The sequence below is a fragment of the Listeria monocytogenes genome, from assembly GCF_041765605.1.
In the GTDB taxonomy this organism is placed as follows: Bacteria; Bacillota; Bacilli; order Lactobacillales; family Listeriaceae; genus Listeria; species Listeria monocytogenes_D.
The window spans coordinates 430,964-449,526 of record NZ_CP168900.1 but is presented as its reverse complement, the minus strand read 5'-3'; the positions used below and the strand labels follow the sequence as shown (position 1 = coordinate 449,526).

The following is an 18,563-nucleotide window of genomic DNA, read 5'->3' as shown; positions in this document are numbered from 1 at the left end:
AAAGCAATCAACTGGATTATTCAAGCCGCTGCCGCTTTATTATTTCCACGGAATTCTTCTACCCGAAACAAGTTTGGTAAATTGGAATTCTGGCTAATTTCGACATCCTGCTAAATTTCCAATTACTTTACCAACTGTCGTCTTTCCTACCGCACAAAAATGTAATTTATTTATCATTTATTCGGCTTTCCGAACATTTTTATTGAATTTCTTTGTAAAAGGTATAAAAAATGGCTAATTTCACTTATGTATTTACTCACATTAAGCATATAATAATTTCGTTAGACAAAAAGGGAGAGGGAGATGTATATGACGGGATTAGGAACTTTATTGTTTCTAGTAGGTATTGGTGTGTTGATTTTTGGGCTTGTGAGTTTTAGAAAGAGAAACTGGCCTCGTAAAAAAACACAAATTATCATTATTAGTTCTATTTTAGCTATTATTATTGGGGTTGGAATTATTCCGACCACAGACGAAGAAGCCTCCACTGAAGAACCAACTAAACAAGAAGAAAAAACAGAGAAAGTGGATAATACCCCTGTTTTAAAAGCAGAAACGACTTTTACAACAGATGATGAAGGAACGTTGGTAGTCAAAGGGAAAACCAATCCAGGTGCAGAAGTAACACTTGATTTCGTTGATATTCCTGACGCTGTAACGACAGCTGATGAGGACGGCGCTTTCAGTCTTTCTGTAAATCAACTGGATAAAGCACAAGATGCAGTTCTCTCTATTGCCATTGACGGTCAAACGAAAGAACAAACACTTAAATTAGCGCTAACCCCTGCTTACGAAACAAAACTTGCGGAGAAAGCTGAAGCAGAGCGAGTTGCGGCTGAAAAAGCAGAGGCCGAACGTGTAGAACGCGAACGTGTAGCCGCCGAAGAAAAACGCGCAGCTGATGCAAAATTAGCGGCTGAAAAGAAAGCCGAAGAAGCTCGTGTGGCAGCAGAGAAAAAAGCAGCGGAAGAAAAACGGGTTGCAGCAGAACGCTCAAAAGCAGCGGCCGCAGCACAACCAGACACGAGTAATGAACAAGGCCAAATGGTTTACATCACTGCTACCGGAAAAAAATACCATTATGACCAAAATTGTCGTGGCTTAAATAATTCAAACGGCGAAACTGCTGTGACAGTAGCTCAAGCAAAAGCGCGAGGCTTAACTTTATGTAAATTTGAACAATAAAAATAAAGCAAAATTTCTTGTCATGAGAAATTTTGCTTTTCTATTTGTTTTTAATTGAATTTAGGCTAGATTCATGGTAAATTTAGATAGATAATATCGGTAAAATATGCTTATGTAAAGCAATCCCTACTTTAATTATACAACAAGTGGTTCTTTACAGTCAAGTATTATTTTTCGAAAAAAATTGGGGGATAACTATATGAAACCATATGTACTAAAGTTTCAAGAAATACAGCCGCATTCAGAAGCACTTGTCGGTGGTAAAGGAATGAATTTAGGCGCTTGTTCTAATATCGAAGGAGTACATGTTCCCGCAGGTTTTTGCCTGACAACAGAAGCTTACAAGCGAACCTTAGCGGAAAACAATGAATTTACGCAACTGCTCCAACGCCTTTCTTCCCTAAAAACAAGTGACATGGATGCTATTCGAGAAATCAGCGAAACGATTCGAACACTTATTCAACATACACAAATCCCCTCTGAAATAACGAGTGATATGGATGCTGCACTTTTAGATGTGGGTGGGTATGAGATGCCTTTCGCCGTGCGTTCTAGCGCCACTGCCGAGGACCTTCCCCACACTTCCTTTGCCGGGCAACATGATACGTATTTAAATATTATTGGTAGAGATGCTTTATTACAACATATCAGTATGTGCTGGGCTTCTTTGTTTACTGAACGCGCGATTATTTATCGCATTCAAAATCATTTCGATCACCGTAAAGTCCAACTTGCCGTCGTTATTCAACAAATGATTTCCCCCGAAGCATCCGGAATCCTATTTACGGCTGATCCAATTACATCGAATCGTAAATCCCTCTCTATCGATGCAAGTTTTGGATTAGGTGAAGCGCTTGTTTCCGGTTTAGTTTCTGCTGACTCATACACAGTCCAAGAAAATACTATTACGAACAAAATAATCGCTAAGAAAAAACTGGCCATTTATAGCCTAAAAGAAGGCGGAACAGAGACTCGCCCACTTGAAGAATCACAACAAACTACGCAAACATTAACCGACCAACAAATTTTACAACTTGCTAAACTTGGTAGAAAAATCGAAACTCATTTTGGCAAACCGCAAGATATTGAATGGTGTTTAGCAGAAGGTGTTTTTTACATTGTTCAGAGTCGACCTATCACGACTTTATATCCAATTCCAGAAGTAAGCGAACCCGGCAATCGTGTTTATATTTCTGTTGCACATCAGCAAATGATGACTGACGCGATGAAACCACTGGGACTTTCCTTTTATTTAATGACGACTCCCGCCACGATGTATACAGCAGGAGGACGGTTGTTTGTCGATATTACTCAAAGTCTGTCAGCCAAAGTTTCTCGAGACATGATGATCAATTCACTCGGTCAATCAGACCCACTTATTAAAGATGCCTTACTCACTGTAATTAACAAAAAAGGATTCCTGCCTCCACTACCAACCGAGGAAAATCCAAGTCAGACACCCGTTTCTGGAAAACCACCCGTTCGTAGCATTCCTGATTCATCTAGCGTTTTTGAATTAGTTCGAAACAGCGAAAACTCTATAAAGCACTTGAAGCAATCCATCGAAACGAAAAGCGGATCTGATTTGTTTGATTTTATCGTAGAGGATTTGGAAGAATTAAAGCGAGTTTTATTTAATCCTACTAGTATTGATGCCATTATGGCCGGTATGGACGCTTCAGCTTGGTTAAATGAACATATTTACCAGTGGCTGGGAGAAAAAAATGTGGCCGATAAACTGTCAGAATCGGCCCCAAACAATATTACTTCACAAATGGGACTTGAATTATTAGATGTAGCTGACGTCATTCGCCCCTACCCTGCTGTCAGAGCCTATTTAGAACAAACGAAAAACCCTGATTTCATGAATGAACTAGCTACTTTAGAAGGTGGTGCAGAAACCAAAAAAGCGCTAGAAGATTACCTTCAAAAATACGGGATGCGCTGTGCGGGTGAAATTGACTTAACTAAAACACGCTGGATTGAAAACCCGTTAACGCTTATTCCGCTGATTTTAAGTAATATCAAAAACTTTGAACCCGGCGCGAGTATGCACAAATTTGCTCAAGGAGAAAAAGAAGCTTTCCATAAAGAACAAGAAATCCTAAGACGTTTGCAAGAGCTGCCGGACGGGGAACAAAAAGCGATGGAAACAAAAGAAAAAATCGATATTTTACGTCATTTCATCGGCTATCGTGAGTATCCTAAATACGGGATGATTAATCGCTACTTTATTTACAAACTGGCTTTACTTCGAGCTGGCGAACAACTTGTAAAGGATGGCATTCTGCAAGAGCAAGAAGATATTTATTTTCTTTACTTTGAGGAACTGCGCGAAGTCGTGCGTACTGGTCAAGTTGATTACGAACTTATTAATGCTCGAAAACGTGATTTCGCCACTTTTGAAAAATTATCACCACCGCGCATCCTTACTTCTGACGGGGAAATGATTAATGGTGAATACAAGCGCGAAAATCTCCCTAAAGACGCCATTCTTGGACTTCCAGTTTCATCAGGGACAGTTGAAGGTCGCGCTCGCGTCATTTTAAATATGGAAAAAGCGGATTTAGAAGATGGCGATATTCTAGTTACGGCTTATACTGACCCTAGTTGGACGCCCGCATTTGTATCTATTAAAGGGCTTGTGACCGAGGTTGGCGGGCTTATGACGCACGGAGCAGTGATTGCCCGCGAATACGGTCTTCCCGCTGTAGTAGGTGTCGAAAATGCAACTACCGTTATAAAAGATGGCCAGCAAATTCGCATCAATGGGACAGAAGGCTATATTGAGATTCTTGATTAAACTAAAAACCCAGCAATCTCCATTTTAGGAAATGAAGATTGCTGGGTTTTAATAATTACTTAGTGTGTTTTAATTCGGCACAATTAAATCTGTATCGGGGTCTTTGCTTTTTTTGTTTGTCGATTTTATCTCTACGAAAACTTTATGTGGTAAACAAACAATGGTGTCACCGGCTTTGGATTTCCAGCCCATTTTGACGCCTACTTGGTCTGGGCTGTTGTCTTCTTTTATTCGAATCCGTTCGCCATCTACTTCCATCAAATTATATTGCGCGCCTTTTCCTTTAATCGTAAACTGCTCATTTCCTTTGTGCCCAGTTAGCGGGATTTCCCGAATCACTTTGCCATCTTGTGAAATAACTGCTACGACATCATCGCCCACGTGCTTTGCTTCAGCGACAGAAAATAATATTAGTGGTAAAAACGAACCCAAGATCAGTAAAATAATAATTACAAAATCAAACGGACGTACCATTTTCATATATTGACGCATTTTCTCTCCTAACTAGCTATTATGATTAGCGTTAAAATCCAAGCTAACTCCCGGTTCATCAAACGCGATTTCTGTTACATCATATGTTAAGCGTTTGATGTAGTCAATTAGCGGATTGGATAACCCTTCAACATCTACAGCTTCTAAATCGGAAAAATCTCCAAAAAAGTCTTTTAATTGAATAATACGGCTGATTCTACCGTCAATTCGGAAATTTTCAAGGACTAATAAAAAAGGAATCGTTATTTTAAAAATTTTTCCTTTTGACATAAGTTCCACATTTCCATTGACTGGCTCTACTTCATGGACCTCTAATTCAATTTTGTTTTCGAATTGCTCATTTTCTTCCACGATTGTTTCAAAATTATACTTTTCTACGACAATCTTATTAGTTACGATATCCATAAAATTCACCTCATCTATAGTATGTACTCGTATATTACTTGATAAATGCGTTACTGGCAAACCATTCCTACCATGTAATTTCGATTCGATTACCTTCTGGGTCTAGCACGACACTTTCGTAGTATCCGTCCCCGGTCATTCTCGGTTCACCCGCAATTGCAAAACCATCTTGTCTTAGTTTTTCAGTTAGCTCATCTACTGCTTCTTTCGTTCCTGTTGAAATAGCGATGTGCGCCCAGCCTAAGTTCTCTCCAGTTGTTTTTCCTGTTACATCCGTCCGACTCATAATTTCAAGTCTTGCTCCATCTTCAAATGAAAGAAAGTAAGAAGTGAAGCCTTTTGTTTTGTTTTCATATAAATCATTGGCCGTTGCACCAAAATAAGTGACGTAAAATTGCTTCATTTGTTCTAAATTAGTTGTCCATAATGCAACATGTTCTATTTTCATTTAAAATCCTCCTTATTATAAAAAAATAGCTGCTGATATCCAGTATACCACTGCCGCTAAAAGTCCAGCTAGTGGTAACGTGATAAACCAAGTTACAACCATATTTTTCCCCGTACGCCAATTGACTTCTTTTTTATGGTTAGCTGTTCCAACACCCATAATCGAGCTGTCAATAACTTGCGTAGTGCTGACTGGCAAATGAATCAAAGTAGCTGTCATAATTACAGAAAGTGAGCTTAAATCGGACGCAACACCTGTAACTGGGGTGATTTTCATGATTTTCGTTCCTACTGTTTTGATGATTCGATAACCACCAACAGACGAGCCAATCGCCATCGATGCCGCACAACTTACTTGTACCCAAAAAGGAATTCCAGCTGACTCTTTCAAAAGTCCACTCGCAACTAAAGCAAGCGTAATAATCCCCATCGTTTTTTGGGCATCATTTGTGCCGTGTGAGTATGCTTGAACTGCAGCGGTTCCAATTTGGATAAAACGAAAGCGCCGATTCATTTTACCAAGCTTTTTGTCGTGGAAAAGATGCTTAAAGAGCGAATAAATCAAGTAGCCCACGGTAAAACCGATAATTGGCGAGACGATAAGCGCAATAATAATAGTCGTAAAGCCTGACCAGTTAAGTACGCTAAAACTGCTGGCAGATGCGATCGACGCGCCCGCTATTGCGCCGATAAGCACGTGCGAGGAACTACTAGGCATACCAACAAGCCAAGTCATCAAATTCCAAATCACAGCCGCAATTAAGCCACATAAAACGACAAATTCCCCATTATTAAGCGAAAATGGATCTACAATACTTTTTGTGAGCGATTCCGCTACCCCTGTAAAGGAAATCGCTCCCAAGAAATTCATGACCGCTGCAATCCCAATTGCTACTCGCGGCTTTAAAGCTCTAGTTGAAATACTTGTGGCAACAGCATTTGCAATATCATGAAATCCATTTATAAAGTCAAACGCTAACCCCATTATAACGATAATAACCGTTATTAAAATAACCGTATCCATTCAGCAGTTCCCCTTGTCGAGATTCACTTTTTTATTGTCTATACCCTTTTTGCACAAATATAAAAAGAATCTGCCCCTATATTAGGTAGCAGATTCTCGTTGATGTTATTAAAATTCTTCAAAATTATCTCTATCATATTCATAACCATCATCATAATCGTAGTTATAATCATAGTCGTAGCCATCCATCATATTATGCATTCCACCATCATTAACCGCAAAAAAGATTAAGAAGATAAAAGCAATAATCGCTATTAATGTATTAAGTACCGCAATACCAATACCACTAATTAGTAGTCCTAAATTCTGCTTCATCACTTCGCCTTTTGTGCGAACGATCAGATAGATAACAAGAATAATGATGACATTGATGAAAACCATTAGCAAACACCATAGAATTGCGTTCATTCCACGTTGTTCAGCGTCTTTGTAAACCCAAATTGCTAAAAGTACTTTTGCTGCTAGTCCTAAAAGCATTGCAAAAATAATAAATATTGGTAAGAACGTTATCATTCCCATTTTGTCCCCTCATCTTCTTTAGAAATTGTTTTGTATTCTTTTTTTGTAACTGTTAAAATACCTGCAATCAAAAATAAAATTCCGTGAATAGTGAATACTTGTAATCCACCTAAAATAATAAAGCAAACGCCCAATTGTTTTGCTTTTGGTCCGTTACTTTTAATTTTAAATGCACCAATGAAACCAAAAACTGCTGATAAGAGTGCAAAAAATGCAGCAATTATAGAAAAGAATGTAATTATTCCAAGTACAATTGCTTCTTCTGAGCTACTATAATAACCAAAAGTATCTGTTACCATTAGTGTATTAACTCCAAAAATTAAGGAATAAAATACTGCCCCTAGAAATACTAAGATGCTTAAAGATGCCCCTACGATAAGTAATGTAAATTCTGTTTGTCTGTTCATTAAATCCTCCAAATGTTAGTTAGTATTCTTATAGTGTACCATGAAATGCACTTACACTAAATGGAAAAATGATAAAATTCACGAAAAATTCACGAAAAAGCTACTTCCTAAAAAAGGAGGTAGCTTTTACTTTTTCTTCAAAATATCATTTGCTAAAGCTGTGAATGAATAAAAATCGGTAAGTCCTGATAATTTTTCACCGTATTCCTCACGTACTAATTCCACAAGGAGCTCATAAATATTAATGGCTTCTTCATAGTCATTTTTACTGATACATAATAAAAAGACTGCTCGAACAGATTGTTTTTGATCCCATTTGATGGGTTTATCTAATATACGAATAACGATTTTCGTTTCTTTTGCCATTAGTCCAAGTGGATGTGGTATGGCAATTCCAGTCCCTAACACAGTGGAGCCAAGTTTTTCGCGTTCAAGAACAGAGCGCAGAAAATCCTCACCAACAATATTTTGCTGCTCCAACGAGTTGACCATTTCTTCTAAAATTGCCGTTTTGCTTGTCATATTGCTTCTTGCAAAAAAATCAGCTGTAAAGAAATTCGATAGAAAGCCGCGGTTAGGATCCGTTTGTTCCTGAATAATTGCACCAAGCATTTTCAATTCTTCCGTTGTTGGGATATTGCTAATTTTAATGACTGGCTTGTTTTTCTCAGGTATTCTAACAGTGGAAAGAATAATATCTTCTTCTATATGAATAAACCGGTTGTATTCTTGAATCGAAACAACTTTTGTAATATCCAGATTGCTCACTGCTGATTTTACTTTTGCTTCTACAATTCGCGCTGTTCCAAAACCTGATCCGCAAACAATTAAAGCAGATTTATGCCGATAATAGGAAATTTGATAATTTCGTTCTAATGATGCACCGATATGAAGCGCTAAATAAGCTAATTCATTTTGATTAATATCATATGGATAATCTTTTTTTAGTGATTCTACTGCGTCGAGCGTAATTTCGTAAGCTAAGGGATAATAGCGTTTGATGTGCTCTGTCATTGGATTTTTGACGGTCATATGGTACTTCACTCGGTATAGCATGGAATGGATATGAGCAACAAGATCCTTTTTCAGTTGCATATCATCTTGTAAATGATAAAAATAATGCGATTCGATACGGTTCAACATGCCTTCAATATAAGCATAATCGTCAAATTCGCTAATTTCTTTATCATCTACGTTCAGGATTCGCTTGCTGGCGATTTGGAGAAGCAAATAATTTTTGTCCGCGTCCGCAATCTCTATTTCAAAAAGAGATTCTAAAATAGTTGCCAATTTATCTGCAATCACGATTTCCTCTTCACTAACATCCGTTAATTCAAACTCTTCCAACGTATATCCGAGTTCAATTCGTTCCACTAAAATCATCATATGTAAAAGTAAATTTTGAAGTGCTTCGTCTGTGAAGCGAATATTGGTTGCAAAGAAATAATCGGTCACAGCTGTCATTAATTTTTGGAGTTTGTCTTTTTGTTTATGCCATTCGAAAAAAGTTTCTAAGTATGATTCTGGTGTATTTTTGGAAGCGATTAGTGCTGTTAAGGCATAGCGCATTTTTGCTTCATCGCCGATAATTTTCACGCCACTGCCTGGTTTTGAGATAAGCGATAAACCATATGACGCAATTACTTTTCTAACTTGTTTCATATCATTGGAAATGGTTGCGCGGCTGGCAAAGATTGTATCCGCTAAGTCTTCCAATTTGATATAGTCGGCGCTTGATAACAGCAAGAAAATCTCGTATTTCACACGTTCTTCGGGGTTATCTAAATCAAAATAGTCGGCGTTTTTAGGTTTGTTTTTTTCAGTCTGGAAAGCTTGAAAGGCAGCTTGATCTTGGATTTCAATTTTGTATCCCGCACCTCGAGTAAGTGTTATGGTTGCTCCATGATTTTCGAGAAACTCGGTTAATTTAGCAATATCTGTGCGTATCGTTCGTTCGGAAATATGTAATTCTTGGCTGAGTTTCTGAGCTGATAAGTGGCTACCCGCATCAAGGAGCATGCCATATAGTGTTTCCAAACGTTTATAAGCGAAATATCCCATTATAAGCAGCTCCTTTTTTAGGTAGTTAGATGTTACTTTTTAAATAAATACGTTTGTACTTTGGCATGTTTTAATGTCGCTTGTTTATTATTTGACTCGCTTTCGTCCAAGTGACGTTCTTTGCCTTGGAAAATTTCTGGAACCGTGATTTCTTTTTGTAAATATGGATTGAAAAAGCGTGTAATGAAGGCATCGCTGTCTTCGGCTTTTTTCACTGCACTAATAATCGCTCCGTCTATTGTCGGAAGTCCGAGGCTATAAGTGGCATCCAGTGTTTTTTCTTCGTCACGGTAAACATAAATCAACCGGCCATTTAGAAAGTCTGACATTTGGTAAACTGGTGGATTTGATAAGTATTCTTTTGCTTTTTTCGCGATATTCGCTTCGTCAAAAGAGCTTTCGAATAAAGTTAGCGCAAATGTGGCATTTATTTCGCCAAGCAGTTGTGCGTCTGGTGTCGCAACGATTGACTCACCGGAAGCGCGACCAGGACGATATAGTAAATCAGTTTTACCCATATGGCTGAATGTGCGGAATAAGGTTAGCGAAATCGTATCATAATTTTCGCCAATGATTTCATATTCGCGCACGCCTTCTGTCATTACTGCAACCCCATGCGACTCATCGTGCAAGCTCACAAAACTTTGCATTGCTTCAATTGAAATCGGTGCCTCTTGCCATTCTTCCGCTTCCCATACATCCATTTCTGGAAGGCGAACCGGGCGCTTGATTGGAGCAAACAATTGATCAGCTGTTGAGAATTTGCTAGCAATTTCGGTTGCAAATGTGACGCATAAGCGGTGGCTTAATACGTGGTTAGCAACTTGGACATCAAAGCGAATGAGTTCTTCGTTTTTGCGTAAAGAAATTACTGTTTTAATAGTCATTTCGTTATTTTTTTCACCATTTGCACGTTCTTCTAAATTATACGGTACATTTAACGTGAAGGAAATAGTTAAAGTTTGATTGACACTTGATACACTAGACTCCACACTATTTACGACTGCTTCTTTTGATGAAATTACGAGGTCTTTACGTGGCGGAGAATAGTTGTAAGAATCGCCATCGTCGCCATTTTCCACAAAAATCATTTGATCTGTGTAGGTTCTGTCTGCTTTTTTGTCATGAATTGTTAGTGAATGATTGTCCGCCAAATGGATTTCATAAAATTCGTTTTCAATTTTTGTAGCAGTGGATTGTGTTGGTTCTTGCGCTACGGTTTCCTTTTCTAAATTAAAGTAGATGGTGTCATAGCCTAGCGCTGGAAGACTATTTACATTTACGAGCATCGTTGCTAAAAAGACTTTTTCTGGTAAATAGACGGGTTTGCTTGGGTTTAGGTCGATATGTTGATTCAAGACGTATTCGGTTAAGTCTGTTTTTTCTAGAATCGTGTATAGAAGCGTGTTTCCTTGCGCATCTTCTACAGTGAAATTGTCTTCTGGAATATATGCGGTCATTTTGATAACGCCACTTTTTTCGTATGGAAGTGGGTTGAAAACAGTGAATTGGAACGGCTGTTTTTGTTCGATTTTTTCGCTGATTAGGCGCATGTTTAAATCAAGTAAATTGGTTGCTAAATCCGAAGCCAATTTGTAACGATGTTTGACGTCGCGGTTGGTTGTATCACTATTACAGCCGCCAATGCTATCATGTGCAGCATTTTCAAACATCAGCTTCCAAATTTCTGCGAGTTCATTATGCGGATAGCGATTTCCAAGTGAGTAGCTGATGGAAAGAACCGGCTCTAATACATTACTTAAAAAGTTTTCGATTTCATTATTTGCTTGTTTTAAATCAGCTCGAGTAGAGAAAATCGATTTGTGCAGCCGACTATGTTTTCCTTCTGTTAGTTCACCAGCAATGACTGGCAAATCGGTCACATCTTTTTCTAAATCCGCGAAAAATGTTTCTGGTGATGCGATTTGGTATTCCCGAGTGCTATCTATTTCATTGAATTTCGCAACTAATTCTGGCAAATTTTTCCTAACTGGCGCTTGGTCTAAGCCATTTGGGAAATAGACATTTTGAGTTGAGGCTTTCTCTTCCAGAGCACCAATTTGCTCATTCAAATAGGTTTTAAGTTCGGCTTCGTTTTCCGGAATGTTCGCGCCGTAGTAATAGCCAAACGGAATTTGCTCTGCTAGCATTTCCGTCCCATCATCACCGCGCCAGATAAATTCGGTTTGTTTTAAGCGATTATCGGCAACTCCGCGCCAAAACAGAAACTTTGAAATTCCAAATTCTTTATAAATTTGTGGCATGTTCCCGCCTTGTCCGAATGCATCCGGGACATAACCGACAGCCATGCTATGTCCCATTTCGCGTGCAATTCTCGTACCATATAACAAGTTTCTAACGATTGACTCTTGTGAAATGACTAATTGGTCCGTTTGTGTATACCAAGGTCCAGTAATAAGGCGTTTTTCAGTAATCAGTTTTTCTAATCTTGTTTTATCTTCCGGGCAGTAGCGCAAATAATCTTCTATTAACGAGCTTTGCGCATCCATTAAGTAAAAATGGTAATCGTCTTTTGCTTCCAATGTTTCAATTACTTCTTTTAAATGCTTCACTAAATAGATTGTTGAACGGCTTGAAGTGAAATACCATTCTCTATCCCAGTGCGAATGCGGAATTACGTGTACTTTCGTTTTAGCCATTTTCATTAAATCCTCCAACTATTATTTAATCTCTATTTCATCAAAACTAATATCGATATCATCCACAGCATCGTCTGCAGCAGCTGTTTCTTCTTCTGTGAAATTGACGAATAAGTTCGCACAAATTCCGATAATAAATGCGCCAACTAGACCACCAACCAAGTAAGCCCAGCCGTTACCAATAGTGAAGAAACCGTACATTCCACCAATCGGCGGCATTTTCACATAAGCGCCAAGTCCCATCGTTACAGCACTACCAATCGCGCAGGCAATTACATTTAGCGGAATTAATTTACCAGGGCTACGCAGTGTAAATGGAATCGCACCTTCCGTGACCCCAATTAACCCCATGATTAACGCACCATTTCCAGCTTCTTTGAATGTAGTAGAATAATTCTTTTTGCGTAAAAGTGTTGCGATTCCGTAGCCAAGTGGCGGAATGCAAATTGCGACGTTGATCATGATTGAAGGTAGATAAATCCCACTCATAAATAGCGCGTTCCCAGCCATCCAAGCAGCTTTGTTTACAGGTCCACCAAGGTCAAATCCAATCATTGCTCCTAAAATAAGTGCTAGAATAATGACGTTTGTATCGTTTTTACACATTTCAGTTACCCAATCAAGTAACGTTTGGTTTAACCAGCCAAGTGGTCCGCCGAGAATTAGTGACATCAGTATCCCCGTGGCACCAACTGTGATAAGTGGCAAAATAATTAGTGGTAAAGAACTTGCAGCAGGTCCAGTGATTCGAACATGTTTTTTCACCCAGTTTGTTAACCAACCTGCGAAGAAACCTGCAACAACAGCACCTAAGAAACCAGCATTTGTACTAGTAGCAAGGACCCCGCCGACAAAACCAGCAGCAAGAGCAGGTTTTCCAGCGATTGAATAAGCAATATATCCCGCAAGTACTAAGTTAAGTAAGCCAATTGCCGCCCAACCTACATTTTGAAATAGATAAACATAATGATAAAATCCGCTTGCATCAGCATAAGCATCCAGATTTGTTACCCCGCCGATAATCCCAATCAATTTTGCAACAGCTACAACAAGTGAACCTGCGATAATGACTGGTAGCGCATAGGATATACCCGACATTAAGTGGTCTTTTGCTTCGTTTAATTTCCCTTTCATGACTTAGTTAGCCTCCTTTTGTTTACGTGCTTCAATTGCTGCAACTACTTTACTTAACACCGCTTCCCCGTTCGCAACACATTGACCAATTTTCACACGAACGACTGGTTTTCCTTTGAAACGATCTTCCCCGTCGATTACTTTATCTGCTGCGATGATAACTACATCTGCCGCGCTCACTTCAGCTGGCGTGATTTCATCAATTGTCCCCATTGCACCTTGTTGCTCAATTTTGACATCGTGCCCCAATTTCACTCCGGCTTTTTCTAGTGCTTTGGCTGCCATTGGTGTATGTGCAAGCCCTGCAATACATGACGTAACTCCTACAACTTTCATATCAATTCTCCTTCCAAATTATCTTTCAAGTAATCCATCAGTTCGTGTTCCGTTTTAATGGTTAAAATTTGTTCTTGAAATGCTTCTTCTAGTAAATTCACAGCCACACTGGATAAAATTTTCAGATGTTGCTGGCTGGCCTCACTAGCTGGAACTAATATCGCAAAAATGGCTTGTGCCTTAAAACCTTCTTTTGACTCCCAATCAATCGGTTCAACGAGACGAATGAAAAGCAGTTTTGCTTCTGATATTGCCTCTGTTTTCGCATGTGGAATAGCGATTAATTGTTGTACTGCTGTTGCGTATTCTTTTTCGCGAGCCCATAAGTCTCGCTCTACTTGTGCCGAATTCGTCGTGATACCGATTTCAGCCGCCTTGTCTGCAATAAAAGCTAGCACTTCTTCTTTTGTGCTTAGATGCTGATTTAAAAATAATTGTTCTTCCGATACTATCATTTCGTCACCCCGTATTTTTTCAATGCCTTGCTTACAATTACATTCTAATGAAACCGATTACTTTTTTGAACATAAGGAATTTCCAGTTAAAGTGGAAAAAGATTAATTGAAACAAAAAAAAGCCATAAACAAAGCGTTTTCAGCTTCATTTATGGCTTCGTTTAAGGATTTATTTTTCACTATTTAATGCTTTTTGATACTTGGCAAAAAGTGTTTCGAACGCTGCTTTGTCAAAATCGTATGTTTTACCTTCTGCGCTCGCTTGTAATTTTTTCAAACAAATATGCCAACCGGAAATATCTCTTGGGCTATGTTCGGTAATAGTTGTAAGTTGTTCTGTGAAAGTCAGTTTTGTTTTCTCTGCTGCGATTTCATTTAATTCAAAGGCCACTTCATCTTGATCCCACTGGAAAGCAATTTTTCGGTTAGGTTCAAATGCACGAATTGGCATAGTAATTTTTTCTTCTGGAGTCATGATAAAAAGGAGATAGCCATCTGCGCCCAGTTCACCTACTTCTAGTTCATCAAACCATTTTGCCAGTCCGTCGTTTGTCGTTAATAAAACAAAAACTTCCTGAATCGGTGCGCTAATTTCTACTTCGAAACTAACTACTGTTACGCCATCGTCTCGTCGTTCGATTGCCTCGTTCATCTAAATCCCTCCTACCAATTTGCTTTCATTTTCGCACAGTTTGTTTACTATCGCAACTTGGAAAAGCTGGACAAAGCCGTGTAACATGAGATAATAGAAAAAAAGAATTTTGTTAGGGGCGAATAGCATGAAGAAAATCGGCTTTATTGGCGCAGGGAATATGGGAACTGCAATGATTCGAGGCTTAGCACAAGCAAACTTAGACAACAAAGAAGCAATCATTGTTAGTGGTCGCAATCTCGAAAAACTGAAACCACTGGAAGCGGAATTTCCCGGCCTGCAAATAACAACGGACACAGGAAAACTCGCGGAACAAGCAGATATCATTATTTTGGCGGTGAAACCTTATACTATCCCAGAAATTTTGACTACACTAAAAGAGAAGCTAACACCTGATAAAATCATTATTTCTGTAGCAGCTGGCGTAACTATCCAAGATTTAGAAGAACTCACTTCCGCAAAAACAAAAATTGTTCGTGTGATGCCAAATACACCAGCACTTGTCGGTGAAGCAATGTCTTCTATCTCGCCAAATGCTAATGTAACATCCGAAGAAATTAAAGAAGTGACAGCTATTTTCACTAGTTTTGGAGAAGCAGAAGTCGTTGCCGAAAACTTGATGGATGCAGTTATTGGTGTCAGCGGCTCTTCGCCAGCTTATGTTTATATGTTCATAGAAGCTTTAGCAGACGGCGCAGTGCTAAGTGGCATGCCTCGCGATAAAGCATATAAATTCGCCGCACAAGCTGTGCTAGGTGCCGCAAAAACGGTTCTGGAAACAGGTGAACATCCCGGTAAACTTAAAGATATGGTTACTTCTCCAGGTGGAACTACCATTGAAGCAGTAAAATCACTAGAAAATGATGGTTTCCGTTCTGCTGTTATCAATGCTGTTCAAGCTGCTGCAAAGAAAAATAGTTCTATGTAATTCTATAAATATTTAATAAAGAAAAACTTTTCTTCCCCTTTTATAGGAAAGTCTTTCACACGTCCAAGCTCAGTAAAACCGCATTTTTTATAAAATTCTGGAGCTTGGTAACTGAATGTTGTTAATGAGATATGGTGGCAGTTATTCGCTCTACCATATCTTTCTATTTGTGCCATTAATTCTGACCCCACACCTGATCCTTGTGTATTTTGATCAACCGAAAGAAGCGAAACATGTAATTCTCCATAGCTGATTTTCGCTGTTACTCCTCCAACTATTTCACCGGATTCGTTTAATGCGGCAAAACCAATATGTACGGCATCGCTTTTTGGGATATCATAGCCTAGCCGTTCTTTATGTTCCAATAGTCCTTCTATTACGCGTGGTTCAAGTTCTTCCAGTGATATTTCTTTTATTTTATATTCCATTTACTAACTCCTCCTTCATACAAAAAAGCATCACTAGAAAGTGACGCTTGGTGAGATTATTTTAAGTTTGCTACCCGACCATATCCAGCAATGTATTTTTTCCAATAGCCAGATGTGATGGAGTCGTATTTTACGCCGTTATTTTGCGCATTAAGCATTTTGCCGTTTCCAACGTAAATCCCAACATGTGCAATACCTTTGCCATAATTGAAGAAAATTAAGTCTCCGTTTTTTAGTTCGCTAGCTTTAATTTTCTTAGCGGAAGCATATTGTTGCTTTGCTGTACGCGGAATTGCTTTTTTTACGCCTTTTGAGTATACGTATTGTGTGTAACCGGAACAATCAAAACAACTTGGGCCAGTAGCGCCAATTTTGTAACGTTTGCCAAGATGTTTTCTTGCTTCGTTATTTAATGCGGCAAAACTTTGTGTTGTTGCAACAGGTGCTTTGTATGTAGTTAAACATTTACCTGAAACATATCCTACTTTACCGTTGTATGTTGTTTTGTACCAGTTATTATTTGTTTTTGCAGTGAAAGTAACCGTTGTACCCTTTTTGTAAAAACCGATGACTTTTCCTTTAGTATTGTCTGCTGTGCGAACATTTACATCAGCTGTTGTAGTCATCTTGTAAGTAGTTGCTGCTGATGCGTTAGTTGTTGGTAAAAATAGTACTGAAAAAGAAATCATTAAAGCTATAAACGCAAAAAAAATCTTTCTTCTCGTTGCTATTATTTTCAATCCACGCACCCCTTTTTTATATACACACAGCATAGCAGGTCAATGTTACAGTTGTAATACAGGGATTTTAAAACTTGGCGTTATTATGTAACAGTTCCGACACAGCAAAAAAAAACCCAAGAAACTAGTTCTTGGGTCGACTTTTATAAATGATTTTTCCGTAAAGAAACTGGTTTATCAAGGATTTCCTTCGTAATTATCGCTTCTTGTAACCTACCGCGTAATTTACGGGCTTTTTTAGAGTGGTTACTTGTGCTTTTAATTATTTTTTTCCCTTTGGCCACATCGGATTCTCGGCGGATTTCACGTAACATTTTTTCTTGTGTTGCCTTTTGTTCAGCAATAACTTTATCTTGCGTTTTACTCTGTGCAAAAGTTCCTTGTGATACTTTTCGTTTTGCTGGCTTTTTAGTGGTTTGAGTACGGCTCACTTGGTGTGTCGTGCGTATTTTTGGTCTTTGTTTTTGCGCTTTTTGCGCTTCCGCTTCGTCTGTTTTACCAGCCTTACTAAGGAAATTTATAAGGACACCAACGATACCAAGAACGACTAAGACACCTTCCCAACCGCTATTTAGAAAATCACTTAAATCCATTGAAAACACCTTCTTTCTTGCAAAAGATCAAGGTTTATTTTTCGTCTTCGTGTGCAATCGATTCACGCATAGCTGTATCCGATTGAACATTTTCCATTTTGTAGTAATCCATTACGCCTAGGTTACCTTCTTCTAAAGCACGAGATAGCGCACGTGGTACTTCTGCTTCTGCGGCTACAACCGCTGCTCTATTTTCTTGTTCTAGGGCAATCGCTTCTGCTTTACGTTTCGATGCAGCTGCTTGAGCAACTTCCATGTCCGCGTTGGCTTTTTCGATGTCTAGTTTTGCTTTAATGTTGTCACCGATACGCATTTCAGCGATATCAATGGATAAAATAGTGTAAGCAGTTCCGTCTCCAAGTCCTTGTTCTTGGACTTTTTTCGAAATGCTGTTTGGATTTTCGAGTACATCTGTATGTTCTCTCGTTTCACCGACTGTAGAAACTACGGCTTCACCGACACGAGCGATAACTGTATCTTCACCAGCACCACCGACAATACGTTCAATATTGGACTGTACGGTAATTTGCGTAATAACTTTTACTTCTACCCCGTTTTGTGCCACACCAGTAAATTCAGGTGTACGGATAACTTTTGGTGTTACGGAAGTTTGTACTGCTTCCAGTACGTCACGTCCAGCAAGGTCAATTGCTGCTGCACGGCTGAAATCTAATTCAATATTTGCGCGGTGTGCGGCGATTAACGCATCTACTGTGTTATCTACATCCCCACCTGCTAAATAGTGACTTTCAAGTTGGTTTACTTCTAAGTCAAGTCCAGCTTTTACTGCTTTAATTAACGGCTTTACAACGCGAGAAGGTACAACTCGGCGTAATCTCATTCCGATTAAAGTTCCTAGTCCTACTGGTACACGTGCGGATAATGCGCTAATCCATAACCCCACTGGTACTAAAGTGAAAAATACGATTAAAAAGATGATAATCAATACTGCGATAATAATTGGTCCAATCATTGTCATTTTTCTCCCTCCTGTATATCTTCATTGACTAGTACGTATCCGAAATCGATACCTACTGCAATTATTGGTTTTCCAACTTCCAAATAACCTGTTTTCAAGCGAGCTTCATAGACTTCTCCGTCTATTCTGACACTACCAATCGGCTTAAGTGTCGTTTGTGCTACACCTTTTTTGCCCACTACTTTGTCTCGTAGCGCTTTCATTCGTTCTATTTCTTTGTCCTCTAAAACCCCCCGATGCACGAGTCCCCATGATTCTCCATAAACAAAGTCATCTTCTGTAAAATTATGCTTCAAACTAGTCACCTTCTTTAGG

The 18,563-nt window shown here is 38.9% G+C and carries 20 protein-coding genes; 3 read left to right on the top strand and 17 right to left on the bottom strand.

Annotated elements, in window-relative coordinates; all coding sequences use genetic code 11:
• The first annotated feature begins 309 nt into the window (after positions 1-309).
• Together AB2Q86_RS02230 and rph are read left to right on the top strand one after the other, a co-directional pair.
• The gene (locus AB2Q86_RS02230; protein WP_077904937.1) at positions 310-1,185 is read left to right on the top strand and encodes a cell envelope integrity protein TolA; all 876 of its coding nucleotides are present in this window, start codon (positions 310-312) and stop codon (positions 1,183-1,185) included.
• Positions 1,186-1,384: 199 nt separating this feature from the next.
• On the top strand, positions 1,385-3,988 hold the full coding sequence (rph, locus tag AB2Q86_RS02225; protein ID WP_012581964.1) for a rifamycin-inactivating phosphotransferase: 2,604 nt from the start codon (positions 1,385-1,387) through the stop codon (positions 3,986-3,988).
• A 69-nt stretch (positions 3,989-4,057) separates the two neighbouring features.
• Here rph and AB2Q86_RS02220 read toward each other — a convergent pair whose 3' ends face one another.
• The 12 genes from AB2Q86_RS02220 to AB2Q86_RS02165 form a co-directional block, all read right to left on the bottom strand.
• Complete coding sequence (locus tag AB2Q86_RS02220; RefSeq protein ID WP_003728118.1) at positions 4,058-4,480, bottom strand: NusG domain II-containing protein; 423 nt, start codon at positions 4,478-4,480, stop codon at positions 4,058-4,060.
• A 12-nt stretch (positions 4,481-4,492) separates the two neighbouring features.
• Positions 4,493-4,885, bottom strand: coding sequence for a DUF1149 family protein (locus AB2Q86_RS02215; RefSeq protein WP_003723120.1), 393 nt, complete (start codon positions 4,883-4,885; stop codon positions 4,493-4,495).
• Between the two features lie 67 nt (positions 4,886-4,952).
• Positions 4,953-5,333, bottom strand: a complete 381-nt coding sequence (locus tag AB2Q86_RS02210; RefSeq protein ID WP_003731407.1) for a VOC family protein — start codon at positions 5,331-5,333, stop codon at positions 4,953-4,955.
• Positions 5,334-5,348: 15 nt separating this feature from the next.
• Positions 5,349-6,356, bottom strand: a complete 1,008-nt coding sequence (locus AB2Q86_RS02205) for an inorganic phosphate transporter (protein ID WP_012581965.1) — start codon at positions 6,354-6,356, stop codon at positions 5,349-5,351.
• A 108-nt stretch (positions 6,357-6,464) separates the two neighbouring features.
• Entirely contained in the window at positions 6,465-6,875 is a 411-nt protein-coding gene (locus tag AB2Q86_RS02200; RefSeq protein WP_012581966.1) for a hypothetical protein, read from the bottom strand.
• Entirely contained in the window at positions 6,866-7,282 is a 417-nt protein-coding gene (locus AB2Q86_RS02195) for a DUF4064 domain-containing protein (protein WP_012581967.1), read from the bottom strand. Before AB2Q86_RS02195 ends, AB2Q86_RS02200 begins: the two co-directional genes overlap by 10 nt.
• Before the next feature lie 126 nt (positions 7,283-7,408).
• Positions 7,409-9,343 carry a transcription antiterminator gene (locus AB2Q86_RS02190; RefSeq protein ID WP_012581968.1) on the bottom strand — a complete coding sequence of 645 codons (1,935 nt, stop codon included), beginning with the start codon at positions 9,341-9,343 and terminating at the stop codon, positions 7,409-7,411.
• Positions 9,344-9,375: 32 nt separating this feature from the next.
• Positions 9,376-12,003 (bottom strand): mannosylglycerate hydrolase, encoded by a 2,628-nt coding sequence (gene mngB / locus AB2Q86_RS02185; RefSeq protein WP_077904936.1) that lies wholly within the window; start codon positions 12,001-12,003, stop codon positions 9,376-9,378.
• A 21-nt stretch (positions 12,004-12,024) separates the two neighbouring features.
• A complete protein-coding gene (locus tag AB2Q86_RS02180; protein ID WP_003723113.1) occupies positions 12,025-13,137 on the bottom strand; it encodes a PTS fructose transporter subunit IIC in 1,113 nt (370 codons plus the stop codon).
• Between the two features lie 3 nt (positions 13,138-13,140).
• On the bottom strand, positions 13,141-13,473 hold the full coding sequence (locus AB2Q86_RS02175; RefSeq protein ID WP_003729043.1) for a PTS fructose transporter subunit IIB: 333 nt from the start codon (positions 13,471-13,473) through the stop codon (positions 13,141-13,143).
• Complete coding sequence (locus tag AB2Q86_RS02170; protein ID WP_012581970.1) at positions 13,470-13,928, bottom strand: PTS sugar transporter subunit IIA; 459 nt, start codon at positions 13,926-13,928, stop codon at positions 13,470-13,472. Before AB2Q86_RS02170 ends, AB2Q86_RS02175 begins: the two co-directional genes overlap by 4 nt.
• 169 nt (positions 13,929-14,097) lie before the next feature.
• Positions 14,098-14,580 (bottom strand): SRPBCC family protein, encoded by a 483-nt coding sequence (locus AB2Q86_RS02165; RefSeq protein ID WP_012581971.1) that lies wholly within the window; start codon positions 14,578-14,580, stop codon positions 14,098-14,100.
• Between the two features lie 127 nt (positions 14,581-14,707).
• On the opposite strand from AB2Q86_RS02165, the gene proC reads away from it, so the two are divergent.
• Positions 14,708-15,508, top strand: coding sequence for a pyrroline-5-carboxylate reductase (gene proC, locus AB2Q86_RS02160; protein ID WP_012581972.1), 801 nt, complete (start codon positions 14,708-14,710; stop codon positions 15,506-15,508).
• A 2-nt stretch (positions 15,509-15,510) separates the two neighbouring features.
• On the opposite strand, the gene AB2Q86_RS02155 is transcribed toward proC, so the two are convergent.
• From AB2Q86_RS02155 to AB2Q86_RS02135, 5 genes are all read right to left on the bottom strand, one after another.
• Positions 15,511-15,936 carry an N-acetyltransferase gene (locus AB2Q86_RS02155; RefSeq protein ID WP_012581973.1) on the bottom strand — a complete coding sequence of 142 codons (426 nt, stop codon included), beginning with the start codon at positions 15,934-15,936 and terminating at the stop codon, positions 15,511-15,513.
• Positions 15,937-15,992: 56 nt separating this feature from the next.
• A complete protein-coding gene (locus AB2Q86_RS02150) occupies positions 15,993-16,676 on the bottom strand; it encodes an NlpC/P60 family protein (RefSeq protein ID WP_012581974.1) in 684 nt (227 codons plus the stop codon).
• Positions 16,677-16,819: 143 nt separating this feature from the next.
• On the bottom strand, positions 16,820-17,269 hold the full coding sequence (locus tag AB2Q86_RS02145) for a hypothetical protein (protein WP_012581975.1): 450 nt from the start codon (positions 17,267-17,269) through the stop codon (positions 16,820-16,822).
• A gap of 34 nt (positions 17,270-17,303) precedes the next feature.
• Positions 17,304-18,248: a flotillin-like protein FloA gene (gene floA, locus AB2Q86_RS02140; RefSeq protein WP_003723104.1), complete on the bottom strand. Its 945-nt coding sequence runs from the start codon at positions 18,246-18,248 to the stop codon at positions 17,304-17,306.
• On the bottom strand, positions 18,245-18,544 hold the full coding sequence (locus AB2Q86_RS02135) for an NfeD family protein (RefSeq protein ID WP_003738085.1): 300 nt from the start codon (positions 18,542-18,544) through the stop codon (positions 18,245-18,247). The genes floA and AB2Q86_RS02135 overlap by 4 nt, the downstream gene beginning before the upstream one ends.
• Positions 18,545-18,563: the final 19 nt, after the last annotated feature.